This is a genomic window from Vibrio hangzhouensis, assembly GCF_900107935.1.
Taxonomy (GTDB): domain Bacteria; phylum Pseudomonadota; class Gammaproteobacteria; order Enterobacterales; family Vibrionaceae; genus Vibrio; species Vibrio hangzhouensis.
Map to the genome: position 1 here is coordinate 196,869 of NZ_FNVG01000003.1, position 12,897 is coordinate 209,765.

At 47.7% G+C, this 12,897-nt stretch carries 9 protein-coding genes; 7 read left to right on the plus strand and 2 right to left on the minus strand.

Annotated features, from left to right (window positions below; translation table 11 throughout):
* Window positions 1-419: 419 nt before the first annotated feature.
* The 4 genes from deoC to deoD all read left to right on the plus strand — a co-directional run bounded on the left by deoC (window position 420) and on the right by deoD (window position 4,675).
* Window positions 420-1,196, plus strand: a complete 777-nt coding sequence (gene deoC / locus C4S60_RS04535; protein WP_103879144.1) for a deoxyribose-phosphate aldolase — start codon at window positions 420-422, stop codon at window positions 1,194-1,196.
* Window positions 1,197-1,280: 84 nt separating this feature from the next.
* Window positions 1,281-2,615 carry a thymidine phosphorylase gene (gene deoA / locus C4S60_RS04540; protein ID WP_103879145.1) on the plus strand — a complete coding sequence of 445 codons (1,335 nt, stop codon included), beginning with the start codon at window positions 1,281-1,283 and terminating at the stop codon, window positions 2,613-2,615.
* Between the two features lie 15 nt (window positions 2,616-2,630).
* Entirely contained in the window at window positions 2,631-3,851 is a 1,221-nt protein-coding gene (locus C4S60_RS04545) for a phosphopentomutase (protein ID WP_103879146.1), read from the plus strand.
* A gap of 104 nt (window positions 3,852-3,955) precedes the next feature.
* Complete coding sequence (gene deoD / locus C4S60_RS04550) at window positions 3,956-4,675, plus strand: purine-nucleoside phosphorylase (RefSeq protein WP_103879147.1); 720 nt, start codon at window positions 3,956-3,958, stop codon at window positions 4,673-4,675.
* A gap of 85 nt (window positions 4,676-4,760) precedes the next feature.
* Here deoD and C4S60_RS04555 read toward each other — a convergent pair whose 3' ends face one another.
* Window positions 4,761-5,360 carry a YtjB family periplasmic protein gene (locus C4S60_RS04555; RefSeq protein WP_103879148.1) on the minus strand — a complete coding sequence of 200 codons (600 nt, stop codon included), beginning with the start codon at window positions 5,358-5,360 and terminating at the stop codon, window positions 4,761-4,763.
* A gap of 108 nt (window positions 5,361-5,468) precedes the next feature.
* Here C4S60_RS04555 and serB point away from each other — a divergent pair, with 108 nt between their 5' ends.
* Window positions 5,469-6,437 (plus strand): phosphoserine phosphatase, encoded by a 969-nt coding sequence (gene serB / locus C4S60_RS04560; RefSeq protein ID WP_103879149.1) that lies wholly within the window; start codon window positions 5,469-5,471, stop codon window positions 6,435-6,437.
* Between the two features lie 61 nt (window positions 6,438-6,498).
* On the opposite strand, the gene C4S60_RS04565 is transcribed toward serB, so the two are convergent.
* Entirely contained in the window at window positions 6,499-8,844 is a 2,346-nt protein-coding gene (locus tag C4S60_RS04565; protein ID WP_103879150.1) for a PilZ domain-containing protein, read from the minus strand.
* A gap of 262 nt (window positions 8,845-9,106) precedes the next feature.
* Between C4S60_RS04565 and radA the strand changes: the two genes are divergently transcribed.
* Both radA and fusA read left to right on the plus strand, forming a co-directional pair.
* Window positions 9,107-10,486: a DNA repair protein RadA gene (gene radA / locus C4S60_RS04570; RefSeq protein ID WP_103879151.1), complete on the plus strand. Its 1,380-nt coding sequence runs from the start codon at window positions 9,107-9,109 to the stop codon at window positions 10,484-10,486.
* 292 nt (window positions 10,487-10,778) lie between these two features.
* Window positions 10,779-12,860, plus strand: coding sequence for an elongation factor G (gene fusA, locus C4S60_RS04575; RefSeq protein ID WP_103879152.1), 2,082 nt, complete (start codon window positions 10,779-10,781; stop codon window positions 12,858-12,860).
* Window positions 12,861-12,897 lie beyond the last annotated feature (37 nt).

Below are 12,897 nucleotides of genomic sequence, written 5' to 3' on the forward strand. Positions count from 1 at the left end.
ACGCCATATTAAATCGCCCCGTAGCAAGAAATTGCTGCGGGGCTTTTTTGGTTTTGGGGAGCCACAAAACCCCACGGGAATCGTTGCGGGACAAGCGATTCAGCGACTGAATGGAAGTTTTTTGAGATACAAACCGTTTGCGTTTTAATCAGCCCTACCGTTTTGAGGAAGAGTCCTATAATGTATAGGCTACTAAGTAATTCTTTCGTGTTTTCGCGAAGCATTATGTAGCCAGAGCCAGTTCTCACCTCAGATAGGAATCAGGTGATTATAACGAGCAGGTACTGTGCGGTGACAAGGATAGCAATTGGCAGCCGTCGTGACGACAGCTACGCTGAGTCTTCAAGGAACCAAGTCCGTTCATTTATTGCTGACGTGTTTGTCAGGTAATTAATTGAATATTTTGACCGGAGATAGAAATGAGCGATTTAAAATCAGCAGCTCTACGTGCACTTAAACTTATGGATCTAACCACGCTAAATGACGACGACACGAATGAAAAAGTGATCGCACTGTGTCATGACGCGAAATCGCCTGTGGGTAACACGGCGGCGATCTGTATCTACCCTCGCTTTATTCCTATCGCTAAGAAAACACTACGCGAACAAGGTACACCAGAAGTACGTATCGCTACCGTAACTAACTTTCCTCACGGTAACGACGACATTGACATTGCTGTAGCTGAAACCAAAGCGGCGGTTGCATACGGTGCAGATGAAGTGGACGTAGTATTCCCTTACCGCGCACTGATGGCTGGCAACGAAGAAGTCGGTTTCGAGCTAGTTAAGCAATGTAAAGAAGCGTGTGGCGACATTCTTCTTAAAGTGATCATCGAAACCGGTGAGCTTAAAGAGGAAGCACTGATCAAGAAGGCATCAGAGATCTGTATTAAAGCTGGTGCGGACTTTATCAAAACATCGACAGGTAAAGTGCCAGTGAACGCAACTCCAGAATACGCACGCATGATGCTAGAAGTGATTCGTGATATGGGCGTTGCCGAGAAAGTTGGCTTCAAGCCAGCAGGTGGCGTACGCACTGCTGAAGATGCAGCCGCTTATCTGGCGATGGCTGATGAAATTCTAGGTGCAGACTGGGCAGACAACATGCACTACCGTTTTGGTGCTTCAAGCCTTCTGACAAATCTACTGAATACATTAGAAGTCACTGACGAAACAGCAGACCCATCTGCTTACTAATCAGTTGATTTGGGTGGTGGCGCCTTTCATGCCACCACTATTCCCTCTATCCCTACAACCCAAGCTTAGACTGGGGAGGCACTAGTGTATTTACCTCAAGAAATTATTCGTAAGAAACGCGATGGCCAAGAGCTTAGCGCAGAAGAAATCAACTTCTTTATTCAGGGTGTGGCCAATGACACCGTCTCTGAAGGTCAGATTGCCGCTTTTGCAATGACGATCTTTTTCAATGAAATGACTATGCCAGAACGTATTGCACTGACCTGTGCCATGCGCGATTCCGGCATGGTTATCGACTGGGGTCATATGAATTTTGGTGGTCCGATTGTTGATAAGCATTCGACCGGTGGCGTGGGTGATGTAACCTCATTGATGCTTGGCCCGATGATTGCGGCCTGCGGTGGCTTTGTTCCCATGATCTCAGGTCGTGGCCTGGGCCATACCGGCGGCACACTGGACAAACTGGAGTCGATTCCGGGCTATAACATTACCCCGACAAATGATGTGTTTGGACAAGTGACAAAAGACGCAGGCGTGGCGATCATCGGTCAGACTGGCGATCTGGCTCCTGCGGATAAACGTGTTTACGCGACGCGTGACATTACCGCAACGGTTGACAACATTTCACTTATCACTGCATCCATTCTGTCGAAGAAATTGGCGGCAGGCTTAGAGTCTTTAGTTATGGATGTGAAGGTGGGTTCTGGTGCCTTTATGCCAACCTACGAAGCATCAGAAGAACTGGCAAACTCAATTGTTGCCGTGGCGAATGGCGCTGGCACTAAGACAACGGCAATTCTGACCGACATGAATCAGGTGCTGGCCTCATCGGCGGGTAATGCTGTTGAAGTGCGTGAAGCGGTTCAGTTTTTGACGGGAGAATACCGCAACCCAAGACTGTATACCGTGACGATGGCGCTGTGCAGCGAAATGTTGGTATTGGCCAAACTGGCAGATAATTCAGAGCAGGCAGAAGCGATGCTTAATGACGTTCTGGACAACGGGAAAGCGGCAGCGTGCTTTGGCAAAATGGTTAAAGGCTTAGGTGGTCCGGCAGACTTCGTAGAAAACTACGATAATTACCTAGAGAAAGCGGAAATTATTAAGCCTGTATTCGCTGATAACGAGGGCATTGTTTCAGCAATGGATACGCGTGCGATCGGTATGGCTGTTGTTGGCATGGGTGGTGGTCGCCGAGTTGCAACAGACGCAATCGACTATGCGGTCGGTTTTGACCAGTTTATCCGATTGGGTGAACACGCCAGCGCAGACAAACCATTGGCCGTCATCCACGCGCGTAACGAAGCGCAGTGGCAAGAAGCCGCAACCGCACTGAAAGCAGCAGTGACAGTGGGTGAGCAACCTTATACAGAAACGCCTTGTGTGTACCGCCAGATTCGCGCGGAAGATCTCGCATAAGCGTGGGGAGAAATTATGAAACGTGCATTTATTTTAGTATTAGATTCATTCGGTATTGGCGCATCTGCCGATGCTGACAAGTTTGGTGATGTGGGCTCAGACACAATGGGACACATTGCAGAGCAATGCGCAAAAGGGCTTGCTGATAACGACCAGCGCAGCGGTGAACTGAAATTGCCAAATCTGTCAAAGCTGGGCTTGGCAATGGCGCATAAGGAGTCAACCGGTGCGTTGGCTCACGGGTTATCTGATAATGTTGAGATTATCGGTGCTTATGGTCATGCTGCTGAGCTTTCCTCGGGTAAAGATACACCTTCAGGTCACTGGGAGATTGCAGGTGTACCCGTGCTGTTTGATTGGGGCTATTTTACCGACAAAGAAAACAGCTTCCCGAAAGAGCTGACAGACCGCATCCTGGAGCGAGCGGGTTTAGACGGTTTTCTGGGTAACTGTCACGCATCGGGCACACAGGTATTGGATGATCTGGGTGAAGAGCATATGAAAACAGGTCAGCCTATTTTCTATACCTCCGCCGATTCGGTATTCCAGATCGCTTGTCATGAAGAGACCTTTGGACTTGACCGCTTGTTAGAGCTTTGCCAAATTGCCCGTGAAGAGTTGGAAGACTACAACATTGGTCGTGTTATCGCGCGTCCATTTGTGGGACCAGGCAAAGGTCAGTTCGAACGTACGGGCAACCGCCGTGATCTTTCTGTTGAACCACCAGCACCAACAGTGCTGTCGAAATTGGTTGAGGAGAAACAAGGTCAGGTTGTATCTATCGGTAAGATCGCGGATATTTATGCGAACTGTGGTATCACGAAAAAAGTGAAAGCAACGGGCATTCCAGCCTTGTTTGAAGCGACCAAAGAGCAAATTAAAGAAGCCGGTAATAATACTATCGTATTCACTAACTTCGTCGACTTTGATTCCGCTTACGGCCACCGCCGCGATGTTGCAGGTTACGCTGCCGCTTTGGAGTACTTCGATTCTCGTATTCATGAAGTGATCGAACTGATGCAGGAAGATGATGTGCTTATTCTGACGGCTGACCATGGCTGTGACCCAACATGGCCAGGTACGGACCATACTCGTGAGCACATTCCTGTCATCGTGTATGGTGACAAAGTACCTGCGGGCTCATTGGGCCTTCGTGATAGCTTTGCTGATATTGGTCAAAGCCTGGCAAGTTACTTTGGTACATCCTCAATGGATTACGGAAAGAACTTCCTATAATTTAATCGTTTTAACGCCCGAAGATACGATCGGGCGTTTGTTTTAATTTGCTTGTTCCTGGAACCTAGACCCCAGGACTTAAAAACCAACAGAGGGAAAGAGTGATGGCGACTCCTCACATTAACGCGGAAATGGGTGATTTTGCAGACGTAGTATTGATGCCGGGTGATCCACTTCGCGCAAAATACATCGCAGACACGTTTTTGGATGATGCAGTACAAGTGTGTGACGTTCGTAATATGTACGGCTATACCGGTACATATAAAGGGCGTCGAATTTCTGTCATGGGCCATGGCATGGGTATTCCTTCATGCTCAATCTACGTCACTGAACTTATTAAAGACTTCGGTGTTAAGAAAATTATCCGTGTCGGCAGCTGCGGTGCCGTGAACGAAGATATTAAAGTTCGCGATGTAGTGATTGGCATGGGTGCATGTACAGACTCTAAAGTGAACCGTATTCGCTTTAAAAATCACGATTTCGCAGCGATCGCTGACTACCAGATGGTGAAGAATGCGGAAGAAGCAGCAAAAGCTCGTGGTATCGATGTGAAAGTGGGTAACCTCTTTTCTGCTGAGTTGTTCTATACTCCCGATCCAGAAATGTTCGACGTGATGGACAAATATGGCATTGTGGGCGTTGAGATGGAAGCCGCTGGTATCTACGGTGTGGCAGCTGAGTACGGCGCAAAGGCGTTGGCCATCTGCACCGTTTCTGACCACATTAAGACTGGTGAGCAAACCACCTCTGATGAGCGCGCTACGACGTTCAATGAAATGATGGAAATTGCCCTGGACTCTGTACTACTTGGTGATGCCGAATAAGTTTTACACTTTCCGCCAGTCATAAGGACGTAAAAGCCTCGCATTCGCGAGGCTTTTTTATGATCTTTCTGCGCTGCCGAGCAAGTTACTGCTTGAGTAGCAGATTTTCACCTTTGCTCTTGGTGTGCCGTCTGATGACCACCATGAGTAGTACTCCGGAAATAAAGCTCATCAGGATCATCATATACATGAAACGATCACTCTTGCGGTAGTGATGGTCCGAGATGGCCGTGACTTTCCCCGTTTCGAAAGTAATACGAACAAAACCAATAATGGTGTTGTCGTTAATGATCGGCTCAACCAACTGCTGTCGCCCAATACTGGCCGTAGACAGCGGGGTATCTAAACCCAGTACCTCACGCACTGACTTCGCATCATTACTGGCCGCGACTTTGACCCCTTCTGAGTCGTAAACGGTCGCATCCAGCACCAGGCGTTCAGTGGCCAGTTGATTCGTCAGCGCACCAAGGCGCTCCTGATCCTGGTCTATCAACATCTGTCTCGCAGACAGAGAGGCCTGAGAAATGAGGACTTTGGTCAATACTTCGAGCTGATTGGCTTGAATTCGCTCGTTCCCCTTACTGATCACAACGCTGTTGGTGGTAATAAAGAACACCATAGCGCCAATCAGGCAGAGGGCGACAAATCGTAAAAAGTTTCGAAATGAAAACAGCGAACCGTCCATATAAGTATAAAAGTACTAAGAAATGACTGATTGGTTCATATTGATACTTGCACAACCAAATTGCAATAGGTTAACGTCTTGGTAGCGATTTATAAGGAAGGAAAAGCCATGGACGCTGTTAAGCCGTTAGCGATTACCAAACGTATCCCGTTAAAGGAACGTTTCCCAGAGACGTTACAGTCTCATCAACTGGAGAAAAGTAAGGCCAGTTGGATTTTATATGCCCCTTACCTCTCACCCGATCTGTTCAATGATATGGATTTCTACGTGGGTGAAACGAGCCGGATCCTTGATGTCTGGCAAGTGGGACCCTATGAAGTCGCGTTGATGGAAGGACGCTTGACTGCGGACCATAAACAGATTCTCAATGAGCTTAGAGTTGACTGTGCCGCGCTATGCGATGTACCAGATTTGAATAAACCGGGTGTTATTGTTCTGGATATGGACTCAACGGCGATTCAGATTGAATGTATTGACGAGATTGCCAAACTGGCAGGTGTTGGTGAGCAAGTGGCCGAGGTAACCGAACGTGCGATGCAAGGGGAGCTGGATTTCGAACAGAGTCTGCGCCAACGTGTAGCCACACTAAAAGGTGCGGATGAATCTATCCTCAGCGAAGTCAGAAAAGACCTGCCGTTGATGCCAGAATTGCAAGAGCTGATTAAAACATTTCAGTCCTTTGGATGGAAAACGGCCATTGCTTCTGGTGGTTTTACCTATTTTTCTGACCACCTGAAGCAAAAGCTGAATCTGGATTATGCACGTTCCAACGTACTGGACATCAAAGATGGCAAACTGGTTGGTAAAGTCATTGGGGATGTGGTGTGCGCGCAGACCAAGGCTGACATCCTGCTGGAATTGGCGGAAGACTATGACGTTGAACCTCACAATACGATTGCCGTCGGCGACGGAGCCAATGATTTGGTGATGATGTCAGCGGCTGGCCTCGGGATTGCGTACCATGCCAAACCAAAAGTAGAAGCACAAGCTCAGGTTGCCATTAATCATGCCGGATTGGGTGGTGTTGTCTGTGTGCTTTCAGGACTGCTTGCCAAACAGAAACGGATCAGTTGGTGAGCTTCACCAATGATTGACAGGTAACATACAGAAAGGGGCGCATTGGCGTCCCTTTCTGATATTAGTGGTTGAGTTCTAAGCGGATTAACACTTCTTCAGTAATGTCGATTAACTCACAGTAGCCACAAATGGAGGTCATCTCATTTTCCAGATTGCGCGCGTGACTGAGGCTGAGTGACAGCAGTTCATTGATGTCTTTTTTCATCAAGGTGGTCAGCGCATCATAAACGGGCCCGGATGAGACTCGCAGGACATAGAGTTCTCCCATACTCAGCGCATCTTTGATGAATTTTATCCGACTTTGGGTTGATTCAAAGTCTTCGCGCAGCTTGCTGTGGATAGACTGGATTCGCTCTCCCAACTTCAGTACACCAATGTACAATTCGTGATACACCGGCTTCGCCCCCGGTTTTTTCTTCATAGGCTCGGCTATCAGGGTATTACTGCGTCCTTTAAATATAGGCTCAAGAGCAATCTTCTGATTATGCCCGATACGTTCAAAGAACTGCAGGTATCCTGCCAGGGGAAAATTAACGCCGATATTCCGGCTCTTGACGGAGGTGCCGCGTTTGTCGATGTAAATTGGTGTCGAGACCATTTTAGCCAACAATACGTTGTGCAGAGACTCTAGCAGAGCTGGGCTGGGCAGCAGTTCCTGTTTGACAATCAACTTGTCCTGATTGTTGTCAATGATGCCGTTAAAGAAGGCGATAGTTTTAATTGTTTTGCCTGACTCAAGGATCGACAAATGGACGGTTTTTCTATCTTGCGACAGTCTCACCACCTCGTAAGGGACCCGGTTGAGAGGTAACCGATCGTTGTAGCGCTTCAACTCAAGATAGTCTACATGCACAGTGGCGCCGGAATGGAGCGGCAATGGCTCGCTCAACTCAACACTGGCGCCACGCTTGGATAAATCGATTGTCTTACCACGGATAATGGTGCTTTCATCGCATTGTACAAACAGCGGAGAACTGAACTGGTAACGGGGCTCTTTTCTGCGCGACTGGGCATCGAAGTAAAGACCGCGCGGTTGGCTGGTGATTCTCCTTGGATGTCGAAATCGATGGAGTTCACTGGTTGGTAATCGTGGCTTTTCTGTGAACAGGTAATCACAGGCTGACGAGGCATCACTGATTTCCTGAAGGATACCAAAATGTGTGAGTTTTTCACTCGACGCCACGAGATCACTGTAGTTACTGGAGATGGAATCAACATCTTCATCCGACAATTCGAATACGGACAGGCGAAATGCTTTCCACGATTTGCGCCTTGCACCAATGTGCCAGAAAAGTTGACGCTCCTGTCGGTCGGCCTCGGGCATCATCATCGAATAAAACAGCTTCATTCCCTGATGATCGTGAGTGAAGGTATAGAGCACGTTGCTACAGCCTTTAATTCCGGCTTTAACCAACAGTTCCATTCTTTGCTCGGAGAACAGGGCTCCTAATGACTGCTGATTGCGTTCATCGTGCCAGTAGTGCCAGATGTCCTGATTATTCTCGGTTAACAACGCCACTTTGAGTTCGTTGCCACTAAAAAACAGCGGCAGGTTGCAGGCGTGTTTAAGGTAGGTATGCTCAAAGCCCCGAGTGCGAGCACGTGTTATGCGATCCTGATTGTCGTGGCGGAGTTTTTTTGACTCAGTATTGAGGAGCTTTTCTACCACAAGTTCTACTGCATTGGTGCGAGTAAGCCTGAGGGTACGCAAATACTTAACGGGAGAAACGCCATGGATCCCGTCGACACCGAGGACGCGATATTCAATGGGCTCAGTGATCTCTTTTATCTGAGTGGATTGTGCCAGTTCATCAAAATGAACGCTGATAATTTGGCCAAGATCATAGTCAAAGGTACCAGGAACCTTGAATTTACCTCCAGAACTAGACAAATCAACGCTCATGCCAGTAATGGTGTCGCCATTTTCCAGTTCAATCGAAACCTGAGATTCCAGTTTGAGTCGGTTTTCCTTGCGTTTCAGATCGTAGCCAAGATTGATTGCGTCTGCGGCATAAGGACTTTTTGGATCGGAAAGATCGTCCTGATGAGCATGGCGCTGCTCATTACCAAGGCTACTGATGGTGCGTCTATTAACCAGAGACTCCCAGACGCCTTCAGTGTAACCGCCAAACTTTTTAGTCAGTTTGTGGTAGACATCGAACGCCCGATCATCCAGCCAGTGTGCCAAACCGTTTAGTTGATATTCGTGACAGTCTGTGGTAACTCGGCCGCGCAGGTCTATGCGCTTATGGCAGGGAGCCATAAGGCGATTCAGTTCCATTTTGACCAACAATTTGGTGGATGGGGATTCGCCCTCAGTCACCTGATTTAGTACAAGGTCAAAATCTTCCGCGTGATACGCCGAAATTAATCGTTCTGCAATGGAAAGTATTTCAGGTTGCTGCATGAGTTTTGTTAAAGTGTCCCTTGAAGATGATGAATGTCATCAAAAAAATATTACAGCGTGATGCTATTTTATCGGCAACCTTGCCGAAAACCTTAGCGTTATCAACGGATACATTTAAGGTAGTAGCAGGATCTATTTTTAGATTATTGTCGTCTCTTGACAATATATATCTCTGAACGGAAGTAAAAAATAACGCATTACTCAACTTAAAATGCAATGGATTGCAGTGTGTCGAGATTATGCTGATAGGTTGACTTAAATTATGGCAAAAGCAAAAAGAGCGTATGTTTGCAACGACTGTGGTGCAGACTTTCCCCGCTGGCAAGGTCAGTGTAATGCATGTGGGAGCTGGAATACCATCAGTGAAGTGCGCTTGGCGGCTTCGCCTCAGGTAGCGAGAAACGAACGACTGTCAGGGTACGCTGGCAGTGCCACCGAATCGATAATTCAAACTTTGTCAGAGATCGACCTTCAGGAAGTGCCTCGATTCACCAGTGGTTTTAAGGAACTCGATCGCGTATTGGGCGGTGGGGTGGTACCCGGAGCCGCCATTCTTATCGGTGGTAACCCGGGAGCGGGTAAGTCGACGCTATTACTTCAGGCAATGTGTTGGTTGTCGTCTCAGATGCCGACCCTGTATGTGACTGGAGAAGAATCACTTCAGCAGGTGGCGATGCGTGCCTCTCGCTTAGGGCTGCCTAAGCACCATCTGAAAATGCTGTCCGAGACCAATGTCGATCGTATCTGTCAGATTGCTGAAAAAGAGCAGCCGAAGCTTATGGTTATTGACTCGATTCAGGTAATGCATGTTGCTGATGTTCAGTCTTCACCGGGTAGTGTCGCTCAGGTCAGGGAGTCGGCAACCGCATTGACCCGTTATGCCAAGCAAAATAACGTCGCGATCTTTATTGTTGGGCACGTAACGAAAGACGGTACGTTGGCCGGTCCAAAAGTGCTAGAGCACATTATTGACTGCTCCGTGCTGCTCGATGGTGGTACTGATAGCCGCTTTAGAACGCTTCGCAGCCACAAGAACCGATTTGGTGCAGTAAATGAACTGGGTGTGTTTGCCATGACAGGGCAGGGCTTAAAAGAAGTCAGCAACCCGTCGGCCATTTTCTTGTCGCGAGGGGAAGAAGAAACATCAGGCAGCTCCGTTATGGTGGTTTGGGAGGGGACTCGTCCGTTGCTTGTTGAGATCCAAGCGCTGGTGGATTACAGCCAATTAGCGAATCCGCGCCGAGTGGCTGTTGGTCTGGAGCAAAATCGTCTGTCACTCCTTTTGGCTGTGCTACATAAGCATGGCGGTCTACAAATGGCGGATCAAGATGTGTTCGTCAATGTGGTGGGGGGCGTGAAGGTGACTGAAACCAGCGCTGACCTTGCTTTGGTTATGGCACTGCTGTCCAGTTTCCGTGACCGCCCATTGCCAAAAGATGTCGTGGTATTTGGTGAAGTGGGTCTTGCTGGCGAGATTCGTCCGGTACCGAGTGGCCAAGAGCGTTTAATGGAAGCATTTAAGCACGGCTTCAAAAAAGCGATTGTGCCGGCTGCGAACATGCCAAAAGGCGGCATTGAAGGCATGCAAATCCATGGCGTGAAGAAGCTTTCAGAAGCGATTTCAGCATTTGATGAACTTTAATGGTGGTTTTTGCCTGAATTCAGGTAGAATACCGCCAACAAAAGTATGATTTTGCGAAATGACATCGAAAAATCACCAAGAGCAGCTAAAATTAACTGCGATCTGGTAACAACACCCAAATCCGTTGAAGCTTGATGACATAAGCCTTGAGAGACTATTTCTCCCAAGGTGGCGTGTTATCGAGTCGGGTTCGGATAACTTTTTTTTAATACACATGCACGCAGAGGTATCGGTCTTTACAGATTGTGATATACTCTGCGCGCAATTTATACCTTATAAACAGAGTAAGACAATGGCAGATTTATCAAAGTACAGAAACATTGGTATTTTCGCGCACGTTGATGCGGGTAAAACTACCACCACTGAGCGTATCCTTAAGCTTACTGGTAAAATCCACAAAACTGGTGAAGTACACGACGGTGAGTCTACAACTGACTTCATGGAGCAGGAAGCTGAGCGTGGTATCACAATCCAGTCTGCTGCGGTAACTTGTGAGTGGAACGGCCACCGCCTAAACGTTATCGATACTCCGGGACACGTTGACTTCACAGTTGAAGTATATCGTTCACTTAAAGTACTAGACGGCGGTATCGGTGTATTCTGTGGTTCTGGTGGTGTTGAGCCTCAGTCAGAAACAAACTGGCGTTACGCGAACGAATCAGAAGTATCTCGTCTGATCTTCGTTAACAAACTAGACCGTATGGGTGCAGACTTCTTCAACGTTGTTGACCAAGTTAAGAACGTTCTTGGCGCTAACCCACTAGTAATGACTCTGCCTATCGGTCGTGAAGACGATTTCGTTGGTGTTGTAGACGTACTAAGCCGTAAAGCTTACGTTTGGGATGATTCTGGTCTTCCAGAAAACTACGAAATCCAAGACGTTCCAGCTGACATGGTTGACGATCTAGAAGCTTACCGTGAAGAGCTAGTTGAGACTGCTGTAGAGCAAGACGACGACCTAATGGAAGCGTACATGGAAGGTGAAGAGCCTTCTATCGAAGACCTTAAGCGTTGTATCCGTAAAGGTACTCGCGACCTAGCGTTCTTCCCAACATTCTGTGGTTCTGCATTTAAGAACAAGGGTGTTCAACTAGTTCTTGACGCTGTTGTAGATTACCTACCAGCTCCAACTGAAGTTGATCCTCAGCCTCTAACAGATCCAGAAACTGGTGAGCCAACTGGTGAAGTTGCTACAGTTGACGCTGACGCGCCACTAAAAGCACTTGCGTTCAAAATCATGGACGACCGTTTCGGTGCACTAACGTTCATCCGTATCTACTCAGGCCGCATGAAGAAGGGTGACACTATCCTTAACTCTGCAACTGGTAAGACTGAGCGTATCGGTCGTATGTGTGAGATGCAGGCTGACGAGCGTAACGAACTTACTGAAGCACAAGCTGGTGACATCATCGCTGTAGTAGGTATGAAGAACGTTCAAACAGGTCACACTCTATGTGATCCTAAGCACGAAGTTACTCTAGAAGCTATGATCTTCCCAGAACCAGTAATCTCTATTGCTGTTTCTCCGAAGGACAAAGGTTCTACTGAGAAGATGGGTATCGCTATCGGTAAGATGGTTGCAGAAGATCCATCTTTCCAAGTTGAGACTGATGAAGATTCAGGTGAAACTATCCTGAAAGGTATGGGTGAACTTCACCTAGACATCAAGGTAGACATCCTTAAGCGTACTTACGGTGTTGAGCTAGAAGTAGGTGCTCCACAGGTAGCTTACCGTGAAACTATCACTCAACCAGTTGAAGATAGCTACACGCACAAGAAGCAATCTGGTGGTTCTGGTCAGTTCGCGAAAATCGACTACCGTATCAAACCAGGCGAAGCGAACTCTGGCTTCACGTTCTCTTCTTCAGTTGTTGGTGGTAACGTTCCTAAGGAATTCTGGCCAGCAGTTGAGAAAGGCTTCGCGAGCATGATGGACAACGGTGTTCTAGCTGGCTTCCCTACGCTAGACGTAGAAGTTGAGCTATTCGACGGTTCATTCCACGCAGTTGACTCTTCGGCAATCGCTTACGAAATCGCAGCGAAAGGTGCATTCCGTCAGTCTATGCCAAAAGCTGGTGCACAGCTTCTTGAGCCAATCATGCACGTTGACGTGTTTACTCCAGAAGATCACGTTGGTGATGTAATCGGTGACCTTAACCGTCGTCGTGGTATGATCAAAGACCAGCAAGCTGGTACTACTGGTGTTCGTATTAAAGCTAACGTTCCTCTATCAGAAATGTTTGGCTACATCGGTCACCTACGTACTATCACTTCAGGTCGTGGTCAGTTCTCTATGGAGTTCGAACACTACGCACCATGTCCAGCAAACGTTGCTGAAGAAGTTATCGCTAAAGCGAAAGAAGACAACAAGTAATTGGTCTTTGACTTCAGATAGTAAAAACCCGCCATTC

Bases quoted from the DNA above. Each gene is read 5' to 3' on its own strand.
- serB (WP_103879149.1), top strand. From the start codon at position 5,469: ATGGACGCTGTTAAGCCGTTAGCGATTACCAAACGTATCCCGTTAAAG.
- deoD (WP_103879147.1), top strand. From the start codon at position 3,956: ATGGCGACTCCTCACATTAACGCGGAAATGGGTGATTTTGCAGACGTA.
- C4S60_RS04555 (WP_103879148.1), bottom strand. From the start codon at position 5,360: ATGGACGGTTCGCTGTTTTCATTTCGAAACTTTTTACGATTTGTCGCC.
- C4S60_RS04565 (WP_103879150.1), bottom strand. From the start codon at position 8,844: ATGCAGCAACCTGAAATACTTTCCATTGCAGAACGATTAATTTCGGCG.
- C4S60_RS04545 (WP_103879146.1), top strand. From the start codon at position 2,631: ATGAAACGTGCATTTATTTTAGTATTAGATTCATTCGGTATTGGCGCA.
- deoC (WP_103879144.1), top strand. From the start codon at position 420: ATGAGCGATTTAAAATCAGCAGCTCTACGTGCACTTAAACTTATGGAT.
- radA (WP_103879151.1), top strand. From the start codon at position 9,107: ATGGCAAAAGCAAAAAGAGCGTATGTTTGCAACGACTGTGGTGCAGAC.
- fusA (WP_103879152.1), top strand. From the start codon at position 10,779: ATGGCAGATTTATCAAAGTACAGAAACATTGGTATTTTCGCGCACGTT.